Raw genomic sequence first — 15829 nt, forward strand, 5'->3', positions numbered from 1 at the left:
CATGGCATTTCGGCTGGCTCCAACCTCGGCGTCGGATGGGTTCCGGCTCGAGGCGCATGAGAGCGTCGGCTCCACCAATGCGCTGGCACTGGACCACGCAAGGGCAGGCGACCCCGGCAAATTGTGGGTCGTTTCCAAGAAACAGGAAAGCGGGCGTGGCCGGCGCGGCCGCGTCTGGGCAACCCCCGAAGGCAACCTCGCGGCGACGCTGCTCGTCATCACCAAGGCAGAGCTTCGCCTTGCCGCGACGCTGGGCTTCGTCGCCGGGCTGGCGCTGGCCGATGCTCTCGATGCCGTGGTGCCGAAGGGCCGGATCGCCATCGGCCTCGACGGTGGCAGCGAAGGGAAAAACCGTTTCGAACTGAAATGGCCGAACGACGTGCTTGCCTCCGGCGCCAAGCTGGCCGGCATCCTGCTGGAATCGGCAATCCTGGAAGGCGGCCGTTTCGGGGTGGCGGTCGGAATCGGCGTCAATGTGGTGGCATACCCCGAGGATTTGCCCTATCCCGCAACATCACTCAGCGCGCTGGGCGCGGCATGCGATGCGGAAACACTTTTCCTGGCGCTGTCGGATGCCTGGAGCGAGAATGCCCGGTTGTGGGACGAGGGGCGCGGACTTGCCGCCGTCAGGCGTCGGTGGCTTGATCGTGCTGCGGGGCTCGGCGGCGAGGTTGCTGTCAGAATTGACGGTAATGTGGTGCGTGGGGTGTTCGAGACCATTGACGAGGACTGCCGTTTCGTGATCCGCGACGATGAAGGTTCGGTTCGGACGATCGCCGCCGGCGATGTGCATTTCGGCGCGGTCGCTTCGGCCAGGGCATAGGGCCGTTCATGAACGGTTCTAACTGTTTGTTTTTGCGCAACTCCGGTGGGAAAACCGTTACACACTTTTCCCGGAATTGCTTTTTGGGCTTGGCCTGAGGGCCAGGAAGGGAAAAATCATGGCGAAAGCGGAAACCGCCGAACTCGTCTTCGTGCCGCTCGGCGGCGTCGGCGAGATCGGCATGAACTTCGCTCTTTACGGCTACGGGCCGCCCAATGCGCGCGAATGGATCGTCATCGATGTCGGAGTGACCTTCCCCGATGCCAGCCTGCCGGGCGTCGACCTGGTGCTGCCCGACACGCGCTTCATCGAGGAGAACCTCGCCAATCTGCGTGGCATCATCATCACGCACGCGCATGAAGACCATTACGGCGCGCTGCTCGACACATGGCCGAAGCTGAAGGCACCGGTCTGGATGACGCCGTTCAGCGCCGGCCTGCTGGAAGCCAAGCGGCAAGGCGAGCAGGGCGCGCCGAAAATACCGGTGACGATCTACCGGGCGGGCGAGAAATTCACCGTCGGCCCGTTCGAGATCGAAGCCATTCCGGTCGCGCACTCGATTCCCGAGCCGATGTCGCTGGCGATCACCTCGCCGGCCGGCACCGTCATCCATACCGGTGACTGGAAGATCGATCCGGAGCCGACGATCGGGCCGAAGACCGACGAGGCGCGTTTCCGGGCCTATGGCGACAAGGGCGTTCTGGCGCTGATCTGTGATTCGACCAATGCGCTGCGCGAAGGTGAGTCGCCTTCGGAAGTGGCTGTGGGCGAGGGCCTCAAAGGCGTCATCCAGGCTGCCAAGGGGCGTGTCGCCGTCACCACATTCTCCTCCAATGTCGGACGCATCGTCTCGATCGCCAAAGCGGCGCGCGATGCCGGACGCCAGTGTCTGGTGCTTGGCCGTTCGCTGAAGCGGGTCATCGATGTGGCCGGCGAACTCGGCTACATGGACGGTCTGCCGGAGTTCATCGCCGAGGAGGATTTTGGTTTCATCCCGCGCGAAAACCTGGTCATCATCTGCACCGGCAGCCAGGGCGAGCCGCTGGCCGCACTGGCCAAGCTGTCGCGCGAAGAGATGAAGTCGGTGTCACTGACGGCCGGCGACACGGTGGTGTTTTCCTCGCGTACCATTCCCGGCAACGAGAAGGCGATCCTCGAGATCAAGAACCGTCTCATCGACCTCGGCGTCAAGATCATAGAGGACGGCGATGCACTGGTGCATGTCTCGGGCCATCCGCGGCGCAGCGAATTGCGCAAGATGTATGAATGGGTGCGCCCGCAGATCGGCGTTCCCGTGCATGGCGAGGCGGCACATCTGGTGGCGCAGGGCTCGCTGATGTCGACATCGGGCATCGGCCAGGTGGCGCAGGTGCGCGACGGCGACATGCTCAGGCTTGCTCCCGGCCCAGCCACCATCATGGATCAGGTGCCGTTCGGCCGTATCTACAAGGATGGCAGACTGATCGGCACCGATCAGGCGATGGGCATCCGCGACCGGCGCAAGCTGTCCTTTGCCGGCCACGTGGCGGTCAATGTCGTGTTGGATGACAAATATGAGCTTGCGGGCGACCCCGACCTGGTCGCCATCGGCGTCGCCGAAGCCGATAGCCGTGGCGAGTCGCTGGAAGACTTGATGATCGATGCGGCAATCGGCGCGGTGGACTCGATCCCCCGTCAGCGCCGAAAAGACCTCGACCTGGTGCAGGAAGCAGTGCGGCGCGCCGTGCGCGGCGCCGCCAACGAAGCCTGGGGCAAGAAGCCGCTGGTGACTGTATTCGTCACAAGGTGACGAAAGGGAATAGGGGAATAGGGGAATAGGGGAATAGGGGAGTAGGAAGAGCAAGCAGCTGATATATCTGTCTTCCCCTACTCCCTTGTTCCCCTACTCCCTTACCTGGGAGTGCCAATGCTCGGACGTCTCAACCATGTCGCGCTTGCCGTGCCGGATCTGGCGGCCGCCGTCGCCGCTTATCGCAACACGCTGGGTGCCGAAGTGACCGCGCCGCAGGCGCTGCCGGAGCATGGGGTGACGGTGGTGTTCGTCAATGTCGGCAACACCAAGATCGAACTTCTGGAGCCCTTGGGCGAGGGGTCGCCGATCGCCGCCTTCCTGGAGAAGAATCCTTCCGGCGGCATGCATCATCTTTGCTACGAGGTCGATGACATCCTGGCCGCGCGCGATCAGCTCAAGGCCGCCGGCGCCCGCGTGCTGGGCGACGGCAATCCGAAGATCGGCGCGCACGGCAAGCCGGTGCTGTTCCTGCATCCGAAGGATTTCTTCGGAACGCTGATCGAACTGGAGCAATCATGAGCTGGGTTTCGTTCACCGCCCTGTTTTTCGCGACCTGGTGGGTGGTGCTGTTCGCTGTGCTGCCGTTCAGCGTGAGGACGCAGGACGACGATCGTGACGTGACGCTTGGCACGGTTCCGAGCGCGCCGCGCGGACCTCACATGCTGCGCGCCGTGATCCGCACCACCATCGCCACCGCGATCCTGATGGGCATTTTCTATGGCCTGACGCATGGGCTGGGATACAGCCTCAACGACATCCCGCACATCGTGCCGGAATTCAGCCAAACCCCAGCCAAATAGCCGGTCCCGGCCCAAGAAGATTTGTCCGGCAAAGACGTTTTCATCCGTCGGAACAGCTTGGTTCCAGACAGGAATGCCGTGCCGTTTTGCGGCCGGACGAGCGCTGACGCTAGGTAAGGTGGTTTGGCAACGCGTTGCGCTAAGCAGATGATTGCACAAAAAAAATGCAAGGCACGAGGCCTTGCAATTTAAACGCGTCCGATCTGTTTCCGGTTTCCGGCGGCAGCGAGTAACCGCGCCTAGATCGCATCCTCCCAAGACTTTGACCGCGTAGGAGAGCAGATTTTTTTCTACCCTCTCGGTTATCGAGGTACATTAGCCTAAGGCGAATGACAATGTCACGAAGAATTTTGCCTTGAAACGGGCATTCTCGTGCTGCACTGCACAATAGTGTGGCAGGCGTTGCTTGGCGAACGATCATCAAGACGCGCGCGGTGACCGGGAGGCCTTGCGGCGCCGTGGGTCTTCTGGGCGGGCGAAGGACGGTGCGACGCTTCTGATCCCGGCTATCCCGTGCTTTTTGAAAATCGATTGCCGCTTTTCGGGCCGAAGCGTCCGGGTTCCCATTCCGCCTTGAAATGGCTATGAAGCCGGGTCAAGCAAGCCAAAGTCGCGCCGATTCTGACGCGGCCATCCTCACTCACGGACCAGTCCATGCGTTTGTCGCGCTATTTCCTGCCTATCCTCAAAGAAAATCCGCGCGAGGCCGAGATCGTCTCGCACCGGCTGATGCTGCGCGCCGGCATGATCCGCCAGCAGGGGCAGGGCAGTTTCTCGTGGCTGCCACTCGGCAAGCGAGTGCTGGACAAGGTCTGCCGCATTATTCGCGAGGAGCAGAATCGCGCCGGTGCGCTGGAAATCCTGATGCCGACCATCCAGTCGGCCGATCTGTGGCGCGAAAGCGGCCGCTATGACGACTACGGCAAGGAGATGCTGCGTATCAAGGACCGGCAGGACCGCGACATGCTCTACGGCCCGACCAATGAGGAAGTGGTCACCGAGATCGTCCGCGCCTATGTGAAGTCCTACAAGGACCTGCCGCTCAATCTCTACCACATCCAGTGGAAGTTCCGCGACGAAGTGCGGCCGCGCTTCGGCGTCATGCGTTCGCGCGAGTTCCTGATGAAGGACGCCTATTCTTTCGACCTCGACTTCGAGGGCGCCAGGGCGGCCTACAACAGGATGTTCGTGTCCTATCTCCGGACTTTTACGCGCATGGGGCTGCAGGCAATACCGATGCGGGCCGACACCGGGCCGATCGGCGGCGATCTCAGCCATGAATTCATCATCCTGGCCGACACCGGCGAGAGCCAGGTCTATTGCCACCGCGACTATCTTTCGCTCGATGTGCCCGGAGAGAAGACCAACTTCGCCAATGCCGCCGAGATCGGCGATATCGTCAAGACTTGGACGACACCCTACGCGGCCACCGACGAGATGCATGACGAGGCGGCGTGGGAGAAGATCGGCGAGAGCGACAAGGTTTCGGCGCGCGGCATCGAGGTCGGCCACATCTTCCATTTCGGCGATAAATATTCGAAACCCATGGGCGCCAAGGTGACCGGCCCAGACGGCAAGGATCATTTCGTCTCCGGAGGCTCCTATGGCATCGGTCCGTCGCGGCTGGTCGCTGCGATCATCGAAGCCAGCCATGACGACAACGGCATCATCTGGCCGGAGGCGGTGGCGCCGTTCGACATCGGGCTGATCAACATGAAAGCGGGCGACGCCGAGTGCGACCGCGTCTGCGACGAGCTGCATGCCGCTTTCGTCGCCGCCGGCAAGGACGTGCTCTATGACGACACCGACCAGAGGCCCGGCGGCAAGTTCGCCACCGCCGACCTGATCGGCCTGCCCTGGCAAGTGATCGTCGGCCCGCGCGGTGTCGCCGCCGGCGAGATCGAGATCAAGAATCGCAAGACCGGCGAGCGCGAGACGCTGCCGATCGCAGACGTGAAAAAGCGCTTCGGTGTCGCCGCATGAGCGATGCGGTGGCGGCAAGACCGGTCGGCGCCGGACCCTTTTCCATCTTCGAGCGCATGGTTGCCTGGCGCTATCTGCGTTCGCGGCGCAAGGAGACGGTGATCTCGGTGATCGCCTCGATCTCCTTCCTCGGCATCATGCTCGGCGTCGCCACGCTGATCGTGGTCATGGCGGTGATGAACGGTTTCAGGGCGGAGCTTTTGACGCGCATCCTCGGCGTCAACGGTCACCTGATCGTGCAGCCGCTCGATTCGCCGCTGGAGGACTATGCGCAGGTCGCCAGCCGCATCAACGGTGTAGCAGGCGTCAAATATGCCATCCCGCTGATCGATGGCCAGGTGCTTGCGCAAGGCAATGTCGGCGGCGGGACCGGAGCGCTGGTGCGCGGTATCCGCGGCGAGGATCTGAGCAAGATCGCCATCGTTGCCAGCAACATCAAGCAGGGTTCGATCGCCGATTTCGACTCCGGCGAGGGCGTTGCCATCGGCAAGCGCATGGCCGAGAATCTCGGCCTGACGCTTGGCGATACGATCACCTTGATTTCGCCCGACGGCGACGTGACGCCGATCGGCACCACGCCACGCATGAAGGGCTACAAGATCGCGGCGATCTTCGAAGTCGGCATGTCCGAGTATGACACGTCCATCGTCTACATGCCGTTCTCGGAAGCGCAGCTCTATTTCAACATGGATGGGCGGGCGCAGACGATCGAGATCTATGTCGACAATCCCGACGATGTCGATGCGCTGAAACCGAAGGTGGAGGCGGCGGCGCAGCGGCCGATCGACATGGTCGACTGGCGCCAGCGCAACGAGACCTTCTTCTCCGCCCTGCAGGTCGAGCGCAACGTCATGTTCATGATCCTGACGCTGATCGTGCTGGTGGCGGCGCTCAACATCATCTCCGGCCTGATCATGCTGGTGAAGGACAAGGGCCACGACATCGCCATCCTGCGCACCATGGGGGCTTCGCGCGGCGCCATCCTGCGCATCTTCCTGATGACGGGCGCGGCGATCGGCGTGACCGGCACGCTCGCCGGTGTGCTGCTCGGCGTGCTGATCTGCACCAACATCGAATCCATCCGCCAGTTCTTCTCATGGATGACCGGCAAGGTGCTGTTCAATCCGGAGCTCTATTTCCTCAGCCAGTTGCCGGCGAAGATGGATCCGCGCGAGACGACCTATGTCGTCCTGATGGCGCTCGGCCTGTCCTTCCTGGCAACGGTGTTCCCGGCATGGCGGGCCGCGCGTCTCGATCCGGTCGAAGCCTTGAGGTACGAGTAGTGGCCGAGGTCATTATCGAGCTGAAGAGCGTCGAGCGGCACTATGTCCAGGGGCCGCGCAAGCTGACCATTCTCAATGGCGCTGATTTCGCGCTGAAGCGCGGCGAGATGGTGGCACTGGTGGCGCCGTCGGGCACCGGCAAGTCGACGCTGCTGCACACCGCTGGCCTGCTGGAGCGGCCCGACGCGGGTGACGTCATCCTCGCCGGTCGTGCCTGCGGACGGCTCTCCGACGACGAGCGCACGGCGATCCGCCGCAACGATGTCGGCTTCGTCTACCAGTTCCATCACCTGCTGCCGGAATTCTCGGCGCTGGAAAACATCATGATGCCGCAGCTCATCAAAGGGCTGAGCCGCAAGGACGCGGCCGAGCGCGCGGCGCAGCTGCTCGATTACATGCAGATCGGCAAGCGCGCGTCGCACCGGCCGTCCGAACTCTCCGGCGGCGAGCAGCAGCGCGTCGCCATTGCCCGCGCGGTTGCCAATGCGCCGCTGGTGCTGCTGGCGGACGAGCCGACCGGCAATCTCGATCCGGTCACCGCGTCTTATGTGTTCGAGGCGCTGGCGGCACTGGTCAAGCAATCGGGCCTCGCAGCGCTGATCGCCACCCACAATCACGAACTGGCATCGCGCATGGACCGGCGCGTTACGCTAGCCGACGGCAAAGTGGTGCCGCTTTAGTCTCCGATGTCGTCATCCTAGGGCGGAGCTCCGCGGAGCGGAGCGTAGACCCTAGGATCCATGCCGTTACTTTCGAGACAAATGCAGGGGTCGAGGATATGCGACCTTTATCAGAGCGATAATTCTGCACCGTAGCATCGCCCCAAGGTCACGGCATGGATCCTAGGGTCTGTGCGCGTCGCTCCGCTCCTTGCTCCGCCCTAGGATGACGAAGCAATGGGTGTATTGGCTAATCGCAAAGGCTGCGATCTCACCACGTAGCACCGTCCGACGCCCATCAACCTTTTCTTAACCCTGCCGATCTGATCGCCGCAAAAATCCGGATGCGGGCGGATCGTGCCCGTTGACTTTGAGACAAAATTAGAACAAAATGCGAACATATCAACAACAGGAGAGAGTTATGACCGATCTGGTTCAGGATGTCATCTCACTGGTTTGCATGAGCACATTCCTTGTTTCCATGGCGATCTGGATCGGAGCCATGTGATTTGGCGGCGTTCGCCGTCGCTGTTCCCGCACGGTCGAAGGCCGTTCCGCCGTTAAGCTTTTCTTGCCGTCGCGGCGTTAGGGTGCCCCGGCAAGACAGGGAGCAACGTCCAGGTGTCGCCCATCGTCACGGCCATTCTGGTGGCCAGCAATCTCGGGCTAATCTTTCTCTTGATGACCGTGCCGCTGGGTCTGCGCACGATCCGGTTGACTCGTCTGGTGGCGATGGACCGGCAGCGCCTCTGGCAGGCGCTGTGGCCGCTCGGCAGCGATGCCGGCTGGTCCGGTGAGATCCTTTCCGCCGAGGCGCCGGACGGCGAGGGCGTGGCCCGCATCACGCTGTCGTGGGAAGGTCGCGACGGCAAGCCGATCGAACGCAAGTCGCGGTTTGAGGACGTCGTCGAAGGTATCAGCTTCTCGATGCGCGTCATCGAGGACACCGCGCTCGACGCTTCATTCTGGAAGGATTTTCGCGAGACCACTGAGCTCGTTTCCGAGGGCAACGGCACGCGGGTGACGCTCAGCCAGACCGATCGCTATCGCGGCGTTGCCTTCCTGGTGTTCCGCTATTTCGCCATGCGCCGCGAGCTTGGCAAACTGCAGCGCTGGGCGCGGACCGGGCAGTATCGCAAGGGCGGCTGGTTCGAGCATCCGCTCAGCCAGGTCGGCTTCGCCGCGCTGTCGGCACTGATCCTGTGGCCGTTCTTCGGCCTTCACCTCGGCGGCCTGGCGCTGGCCGCGATCCTGACGTCGGTCGTCGCCTTGCACGAACTCGGCCACATGGCGGCATTCCGCCTGATGGGCCACAACCGGGCACGGATGATCTTCATTCCGCTGCTCGGCGGCATCGCCATTGGCGGGCGGCCCTATGACAGCCGTTTCGAGGTGGCCTTCGTGGCGCTGATGGGCGCCGGCTTCTCCGCATTCCTGGTGCCGATCGCTATCGCCGCCAGCACCTTTGCCGGCGCTGAAGGACATCGGCTGGCGGCGGCGCTGCTGGAGACACTGGCGGGCTTCGCCGCCCTGTTCAACATCGCCAATCTGGTGCCGGTGTGGAAGTTCGACGGCGGTCAGGTGCTGCGCCAGATCTGTCCGGGGCCGGTCGCGCTGGCGCTGGCTTCCTTCTTCCTGCTCTCGGCTTTCCTGGCCGTGGGTTGGCAGGCCGGCTTTTCCTCCAATTTCCTGCTCGCGACGGGAGCGGTGTTTTCGATCCTCAGCCTGTTGACGATGAGCAGCGGGGTCAAGCCGCGTTACGAGCTGAAGCCGATCCGCACCATCGACCGCCTCGCCATGGCCGCGGCGTTGCTGGCGGTGTTCGCCATCCATGGCTATGGCGTCCTGTGGGCCTCCGCTCAGTTGATCTGAGCCGTACCGGATCAGGAAGGCTCAACCGGCCTTGCGCGGGGCTTCGACAGGCAGGACCGTGGCGAGACCGAAGACATCCTCGAAGGCGGATTTCAGCGCGAGATCAAGGTCGGCCATGGTCAGGGGAAGGCCGAGGTCGACGAGGCTGGTGACGCCGTGGTCCTGCACGCCGCAAGGCACGATGCCGCTGAAATGGTCGAGATCGGGCTCGACATTGATGGCGATGCCGTGGAAGCTCACCCAACGCCGCAGCCGAATGCCTATGGCCGCGATCTTGTCCTCGGCCGGCGAGCCGTCCGGCAGGGCAGGGCGGTTCGGCCGCACGACCCAGACGCCGACCCGGTCCTCCCGGCGCTCGCCCCGCACATTGAAGGCGGCCAGCGTGCCGATGATCCACTGTTCGAGCGCCGCGACGAAGGCGCGGACGTCCTCGCGCCGCCGCTTCAGATCAAGCATGACATAGGCGACCCGCTGGCCCGGCCCATGATAGGTGTATTCGCCGCCGCGGCCGGCCGCGAACACCGGGAAGCGGTTGGCGTCGATCAGGTCCTCGCCGCGGGCGCTGGTGCCGGCCGTGTAGAGCGGCGGGTGTTCGACCAGCCAGACCATTTCGCCGGCGGCCCCGCTGCGGATCGCCTCGGCGCGCGCCTCCATGAAGGCAAGTGCTTCGGGATAGGCGGTAAGGCCGGGCTCGATCAGCCATTCGACCGGTGCTGAACCGGGGAGCGGCAGGAACGACGTGGCGATCTGGCTGCGTTCGGGCATGGCGTATCGTCTTTTCGCTTATGCATGTCGCGTCCCAAAACCGCCTCGCACCTTTGGGTGACATCAACTTGCCTTCCATATGGCGATATCAGGCGCAAACGTCCAGTTCCGGGGCTGCGTTCGGACCCTGTGGAGCATTATGCCAATCGCCTGACATTATTGCTTGCCGTGCACTTGTTTCGCCGGAAACGATTTGCTACACGCCGCGAGCCGGTCGGTTCCGGCTCTACCACGTGCGGTCGTGGCGGAATTGGTAGACGCGCAGCGTTGAGGTCGCTGTGGGGCAACCCGTGGAAGTTCGAGTCTTCTCGACCGCACCATTCTCTTCCCAGAGTCCGATTTGTACCGGTCTCGCCCGCTGCGGGCCGGGCGCATTTCGTTTGATATTCCCGCACTTTACGCCACTTTCTTTCTGAGCGTCGGATTCTTCCAAAACCGGTTTCCCCTTTTGGGTCCGATGCTCTAGACCTGATTTGCACCTTTTCCGGGATTCTTGTGGCGGGAGGCGCTGGTGGAAGGCGAGCACGAACGGATGACCGGCGCCAGGGCCGCCGAGGACAACCACGCCGATATCTATGGCGAGGACGGCGCCGTGCTTTCGTCCTTCCTTGCGCGGATTGGCGCGGCGATCGCCGACCGCGACACGCTGACCCTCAAGCATGAAGTCGACGACCTGCACCAGTCGGAACTCGGCGACCTGCTCGAGGCGCTGCATCCCGAACAGCGCCGCGCGCTGGTCGAACTCTTGGGCGCTGATTTCGACTTCTCCTCGCTGACGGAGGTCGACGAGGCGATCCGTATGGAGATCGTCGACAATCTGCCCAATGCGCAGATCGCGCAGGCGGTGCAGGAGCTCGATTCCGACGACGCCGTCTACATTCTCGAGGATCTCGACCAGGAAGACCAGGACGAGATCCTGTCTCAACTGCCGTTCACCGAGCGGATCAGGCTTCGCCGATCGCTCGATTATCCCGAAGAGACGGCCGGCCGCCGCATGCAGACCGAGTTCGTCGCGGTTCCGCCGTTCTGGACGATCGGCCAGACCATCGACTACATGCGCGAAGACAACAACCTTCCCGAGCGCTTCAGCCAGATCTTCGTCATTGATCCGAGCTTCAAGCTGCTCGGCGCCATCGACCTCGACCAGATCCTGCGCACCAAGCGTTCGGTCAAGGTCGAGGAAGTGATGCACGAGACGCGGCACGCCATTCCGGCCACCATGGACCAGGAAGAGGCGGCGCGGGAATTCGAGCAGTACGATCTTTTATCGGCCGCGGTCGTCGACGAGAACGAACGGCTGGTTGGCGTTCTGACGATCGACGATGTCGTCGACGTCATCCAGCAGGAGGCAGAGGAAGATCTGATGCGCATGGGCGGCGTCGGCGACGAAGAGCTTTCCGACAGCATCTTTTCGACCTCGCGCTCACGCGTTCCGTGGTTGCTTATCAACCTTCTGACCGCGTTCCTGGCGGCGTCGGTGATCAGCCTGTTCGACCGCACGATCGAACACATCGTGGCACTGGCGGTGCTGATGCCGATCGTCGCCGGCATGGGCGGCAATGCCGGCTCGCAAACCATGACCGTCACCGTGCGGGCGTTGGCGACCAGGGATCTCGACATCTACAATGCCGGCCGCATCATTCGCCGCGAGATGGGTGTCGGCTTCATCAACGGCATCGTCTTCGCCATCCTGATCGGCATCGTTGCCGCAGCCTGGTTCCGTGACCCCAATCTGGGCGGCATCATCGCGGCGGCGATGATCATCAACATGTTCGTGGCCGCCCTGGCCGGCATCCTGATCCCGCTGCTGCTCGATCGTTTCAAGATCGATCCGGCGGTCGCTTCGGCGGTCTTCGTCACCACGGTTACCGACGTCGTCGGTTTCTTTGCATTTCTCGGCATTGCCACGTGGTGGTTCGGTGTGCCCTGAAGGCACCCCTTTTGGCTTAATTGACTTTTACGTAAATGCCGTGCGAGGCTTGCGCGGGGCGCCATGTCGATTCCGGCATGGCATGGGTTTTGGTTCGGGACATAAGGGTGACGCCGGCATGGCGATCGCCCCTTGGTTTCGGCGTGCGGGAGTGGCAATGCGAGAATATTATTCGATCACCGAGTTGACCCGCGAGTTCGACGTGTCGACGCGGACGCTGCGCTTTTACGAGGACGAAGGGCTGGTGCAGCCGGTGCGGCGTGGCCGCACGCGGCTGTTTCGCCCCTCCGACCGGCACCTCATCCGTCAGATCATGCGCGGCAAGAGGCTTGGTTTCTCGATCAACGAAATCCGCGAAATCATCCAGATGTACAAGGAGCCGCCCGGCGAAGTCGGCCAGCTCAACCTGATGATCAAGCGCATCGAGGAAAAGCGCGAGGATCTCCGGCAGAAGCGCCGCGACCTCGAGGAGACGCTCGCCGAACTCGATCAGGCCGAGGAGTCTTGTGTGGAGCGGCTGGTGGAGCTTGGTGTGAATACCTGAGCGGACTGGATTCTATCGGGCGTTAGCGTTCGGAATTAGCGGAAACGTCCATTCCTTCGTCATCCTAGGGCGGAGCAAGGAGCGTAGCGACGCGGCGCAGACCCTAGGATCCATGCCATGACTTCAATGCGCCGCGACGGCGCAGAATTTTGCTCCGCTGCACTCCTCGACCGAGGTCACGGCATGGATCCTAGGGTCTCCGCGACGGAGCTGCGCTCCTGCTTCGCCCTAGGATGACGAAGTTCGCAAGACTTAGGCTAATCGCCGAAGTGTGCACCTGTCAAAACCTCTACGCGATGGAAACCAGAACGGCAGCTCAAATCCAGCGGCGCACGCGTTTCGCGTAGTCGCGGTATTTCTTGCCGAATTTTGCCGCCAGCATCTTTTCCTCGCCTTCGATCGCCATTTTTTGCGTGGCATAGGCGGCGATGAACGCGAGCGGCAGGAACCACACGATGCCCGAGACAAAGGCGACGCCGATCAACAGCAGGGTGTTGGCCAGATACATCGGATTGCGGGTGATGCCGAAGGGACCCGTGGTGACAAGGTGATCGGGCACAGCGTTGGGGTTCAGCGTGGTCTTGGCCCGGATCATGGTGCGGATCGCGGTGAACCAGAGTGCGGCGACGGCAAACAGCGCCACCCAGCCGGCCGCGAACAGGATATCGCCCAGCAGGTCACCGATCCAGGGCAGGGGATAGAGCAGGCCCAGCGCGATGCTGATGGCGATGGCGGCGGTGTAGATCAGCGGCGGCCACGGTATGAGCCCCGGCTTCGGCTGGTTCTCGGTCATTTGACCCCTTCCTCCATCAACTTGCTGTCCGTCTTGGCGGTGCACATGCCGGCGAGATCGGACAGATGCGTCTTCCATTCCGCAGTCTGGTCGTTGTTGTAGAGCCGATCAAGCGTCGCCTCGCCCTCGAGCGTATCGAGCATGCAGGCACAGTAGCTCGTACAGAACTCGGTGTCGCGCGACTGCTCGCAGGACAGCTGGCAGGTTTTGAGGAAATTCACCTGCGGGGTTTCGACCTGCGCCGGCATGATCTGCGAGAACAGCCAGACGCAGCCGATCAGCAATGGCTGGTGGATCAGGTAGAACGCCAGGCTGTGCCGGCCGATAAAGACCAGCGGGTTGGCCCAGCGACCGGGCGCCAATTCGGCAAGCCGGGTAAGCACGCCTGAACCGGCGGCGAGTTTCGTCACCGCGATGCCCGCAAGCACGGCGCCGAACCATGGAAACAACGGAACGTAGTCGTTGGAGCGTGGATTGTTCGCCGACAGGCCTACCCACCACAGCCATGGGTGATCGAACGCCTCGAGGCGCAGATAGACAGGCGCCGCAATGACGAGCGCGGCGACGACAAGCGTCAGCAGTGCCGGCAGCCGCAGAAAGGCGAGGCCGAGCAGGCTGGCCAGCGCGATCTCGTGCAAAATGCCGAAGAAGATGAATCCATCCGGCGTGGCGATACGGGTGACGACCGATATCGCGATCGCGGCTCCGGCGACCATGGCGAACCGCTTCCAGAAGCCGTTCCAGCGGATTTGTCGGCCATGGGCGAGATACAGGCTGACGCCGACCAGGAACAGGAAGGTCGAAGCGATGCCGCGCGCGTAGATCTTCCACCAGCCGAAGGCGGTCAGGCCGGGATCGGTATAGCCGAAGAACTCCAGATCCCAGGTGAAATGGTAGCTCGCCATGGCGATCAGCGCGATGCCGCGCACGATGTCGATGGCGACGATGCGCTTTGGTCGATCCGGAACGGGTGCGGTCGGCGTTTGGATGCTCATGGTCTCGCATTCTGATTCAGCCCGCTGGAGGACTATCACGGTTGCCCCGGACAAAAGAAGACCGGGAGCTCTGATCAGCTGCGGCATTGGGCCAGCGCCGGGAAGCCAGGAATTTTGCCAATCACCGCGCCGGTGATCCTGCATTGGCACGACGCATTCGCAATGGTTGCCGGCGGAATTTGGTTTGCCGGAGGCGAGGATTCTGCCTATAGTCGCCGGTGTCGTCGGTTCCATTTTGGAGCCAAGAGGGAATGCGGTGAGGGCGAGTTTTTGCCCAATGCCGTGGCTGCCCCCGCAACTGTGTGCGGTAGTCCTCTCCATATGCCACTGAAGATTTTTTCTTCGGGAAGGTGGGGAAGGACGCTGATCCGCGAGCCAGGAGACCTGCCGGCGACAGGAAACTGACTTCGATGCCCTCGGGTGGAGGGCGAAAGGACAAGACATGACTACCGCTTCCGTCTCCCTCGGCGCCTCCGTCTCCTCGCAGTCGCGCTTCATGCAGCTCGCGCTCGCCGGGCTGCTCGGCATTTTCGTGATGGGCTTTGTCGGCTTCTCGCATATCGATGCGGTCCACAACGCGGCTCACGACTATCGCCATTCGATGGCGTTTCCCTGCCACTGACGAGGGGCTGACATCATGAACCTGTTTCGCAACGTCGTGTTCATCGCGGCGATCGCAGGGCTCGTGGCCGGCGTCGTTCTCGCCTGCATGCAGGCCTACGCCACCGTGCCGCTGATCCTGAAGGCGGAAGTCTACGAACAGGCGGGCGGGGGGCATCACCATGACCATGCCACTCCGGCCGCAACGGATAGCAATGCCATGAGCACAACTGCTCCGGCGGGAGATGCGATGAGCTCTGCTGCCCCGGCTGCGGCGGAAGCCGCTCCGGCAGACGAAGGTTGGGCGCCGGCAGACGGTTTCGAGCGTTTCGCCTTCAGCGTGCTTGCCAATATCGTCACCGGCATCGGCTTCGCCTTGATCCTGGTCGCGGTCTCCGAATTCGCCGGCGGCATCGGTGGCTGGCGCCAGGGCGTGTTCTGGGGCCTTGCCGGCTTTGCCGTGTTCACGCTGGCACCGGGCCTCGGCCTGCCGCCGGAACTGCCAGCCATGCCGGCCGCCGATCTCACCCAGCGGCAGATCTGGTGGTGGGCAACGGTGGCGGCAACCGCTGCCGGTCTCGGCCTGATCGCGTTCCGCAAGTCGCTGCCGCTGGCGATCCTTGCCGTCTTTTTGATCGTCGCACCGCATGTTGTCGGTGCACCGCAGCCCGACAGTTACGAGACGGCGATTCCGGAAGGGCTGCATCACCAGTTCGTGGTGGCGGTGACCGTGACCAATCTGGTGTTCTGGCTGGTGCTCGGCGCGGTCGTCGGTGTGGTGCGTGGCCGCTTCACCGGCACCGCGACCAGCCTGCGCGACAGCTTTGCCTGATCGCAAGACACTGACCTTCCTCATCGGCGGTGGGCGCGCCCGCCACGGCGCGCCCGCCGCAATTTTTGGGGCCCCCCTGGCGCCGCCCGGGGCCGAAGTAGCCCCCGCGCCACCCGATTACGGTGTCTTTTAAAAAAAAACCCGCCCCCCCGCCGGAT

General features: G+C 62.9%; 15 protein-coding genes, 1 tRNA gene and 1 riboswitch. Of the genes, 13 read left to right on the top strand and 3 right to left on the bottom strand.

The genetic code is table 11. The annotated features are described in order from the left end of the window. Position 1: 1 nt before the first annotated feature. The 8 genes from NKK51_RS06980 to NKK51_RS07015 all read left to right on the top strand — a co-directional run bounded on the left by NKK51_RS06980 (position 2) and on the right by NKK51_RS07015 (position 9212). Positions 2–823 (top strand): biotin--[acetyl-CoA-carboxylase] ligase, encoded by an 822-nt coding sequence (locus tag NKK51_RS06980; protein ID WP_352551955.1) that lies wholly within the window; start codon positions 2–4, stop codon positions 821–823. A gap of 118 nt (positions 824–941) precedes the next feature. Continuing rightward, entirely contained in the window at positions 942–2612 is a 1671-nt protein-coding gene (locus NKK51_RS06985) for a ribonuclease J (protein WP_352551957.1), read from the top strand. A 117-nt stretch (positions 2613–2729) separates the two neighbouring features. Next, a complete protein-coding gene (gene mce, locus NKK51_RS06990) occupies positions 2730–3134 on the top strand; it encodes a methylmalonyl-CoA epimerase (protein WP_128304418.1) in 405 nt (134 codons plus the stop codon). After that, positions 3131–3415, top strand: coding sequence for a DUF1467 family protein (locus NKK51_RS06995; protein ID WP_023812375.1), 285 nt, complete (start codon positions 3131–3133; stop codon positions 3413–3415). Before mce ends, NKK51_RS06995 begins: the two co-directional genes overlap by 4 nt. Positions 3416–4069: 654 nt before the next feature. Next, positions 4070–5398 carry a proline--tRNA ligase gene (gene proS, locus NKK51_RS07000; protein ID WP_128304417.1) on the top strand — a complete coding sequence of 443 codons (1329 nt, stop codon included), beginning with the start codon at positions 4070–4072 and terminating at the stop codon, positions 5396–5398. Further along, positions 5395–6681, top strand: coding sequence for a lipoprotein-releasing ABC transporter permease subunit (locus tag NKK51_RS07005; protein ID WP_352551960.1), 1287 nt, complete (start codon positions 5395–5397; stop codon positions 6679–6681). Before proS ends, NKK51_RS07005 begins: the two co-directional genes overlap by 4 nt. Then, the gene (locus NKK51_RS07010; protein ID WP_196815336.1) at positions 6633–7361 is read left to right on the top strand and encodes an ABC transporter ATP-binding protein; all 729 of its coding nucleotides are present in this window, start codon (positions 6633–6635) and stop codon (positions 7359–7361) included. The genes NKK51_RS07005 and NKK51_RS07010 overlap by 49 nt, the downstream gene beginning before the upstream one ends. A 600-nt stretch (positions 7362–7961) precedes the next feature. Then, complete coding sequence (locus NKK51_RS07015) at positions 7962–9212, top strand: site-2 protease family protein (RefSeq protein ID WP_352551962.1); 1251 nt, start codon at positions 7962–7964, stop codon at positions 9210–9212. 21 nt (positions 9213–9233) lie between these two features. On the opposite strand, the gene lipB is transcribed toward NKK51_RS07015, so the two are convergent. Next, complete coding sequence (lipB, locus tag NKK51_RS07020) at positions 9234–9977, bottom strand: lipoyl(octanoyl) transferase LipB (protein WP_352551964.1); 744 nt, start codon at positions 9975–9977, stop codon at positions 9234–9236. Between the two features lie 235 nt (positions 9978–10212). Here lipB and NKK51_RS07025 point away from each other — a divergent pair. From NKK51_RS07025 to NKK51_RS07035, 3 genes are all read left to right on the top strand, one after another. Then, positions 10213–10297: transfer RNA gene (locus NKK51_RS07025), tRNA-Leu, on the top strand. Between the two features lie 212 nt (positions 10298–10509). Beyond that, entirely contained in the window at positions 10510–11907 is a 1398-nt protein-coding gene (gene mgtE / locus NKK51_RS07030) for a magnesium transporter (RefSeq protein ID WP_352551978.1), read from the top strand. 157 nt (positions 11908–12064) lie between these two features. Beyond that, positions 12065–12451 (top strand): MerR family transcriptional regulator, encoded by a 387-nt coding sequence (locus tag NKK51_RS07035; RefSeq protein WP_023685221.1) that lies wholly within the window; start codon positions 12065–12067, stop codon positions 12449–12451. Between the two features lie 316 nt (positions 12452–12767). Here the strand turns inward: NKK51_RS07035 and NKK51_RS07040 are convergent, their stop codons facing one another. Together NKK51_RS07040 and NKK51_RS07045 are read right to left on the bottom strand one after the other, a co-directional pair. Next, positions 12768–13244: a methyltransferase family protein gene (locus NKK51_RS07040; protein WP_128304413.1), complete on the bottom strand. Its 477-nt coding sequence runs from the start codon at positions 13242–13244 to the stop codon at positions 12768–12770. After that, entirely contained in the window at positions 13241–14239 is a 999-nt protein-coding gene (locus NKK51_RS07045; RefSeq protein ID WP_352551966.1) for a heparan-alpha-glucosaminide N-acetyltransferase, read from the bottom strand. Before NKK51_RS07045 ends, NKK51_RS07040 begins: the two co-directional genes overlap by 4 nt. Positions 14240–14438: 199 nt before the next feature. Beyond that, positions 14439–14645, top strand: a riboswitch (cobalamin riboswitch). Between the two features lie 36 nt (positions 14646–14681). Between NKK51_RS07045 and NKK51_RS07050 the strand changes: the two genes are divergently transcribed. Together NKK51_RS07050 and NKK51_RS07055 are read left to right on the top strand one after the other, a co-directional pair. After that, positions 14682–14861, top strand: coding sequence for a CbtB domain-containing protein (locus NKK51_RS07050; RefSeq protein ID WP_027034790.1), 180 nt, complete (start codon positions 14682–14684; stop codon positions 14859–14861). Between the two features lie 15 nt (positions 14862–14876). Then, a complete protein-coding gene (locus NKK51_RS07055; RefSeq protein WP_352551968.1) occupies positions 14877–15671 on the top strand; it encodes a CbtA family protein in 795 nt (264 codons plus the stop codon). The last annotated feature ends 158 nt before the right edge of the window (positions 15672–15829 follow it).

It is taken from the genome of Mesorhizobium sp. M0011 (genome assembly GCF_040324155.1).
Lineage (GTDB): Bacteria > Pseudomonadota > Alphaproteobacteria > Rhizobiales > Rhizobiaceae > Mesorhizobium.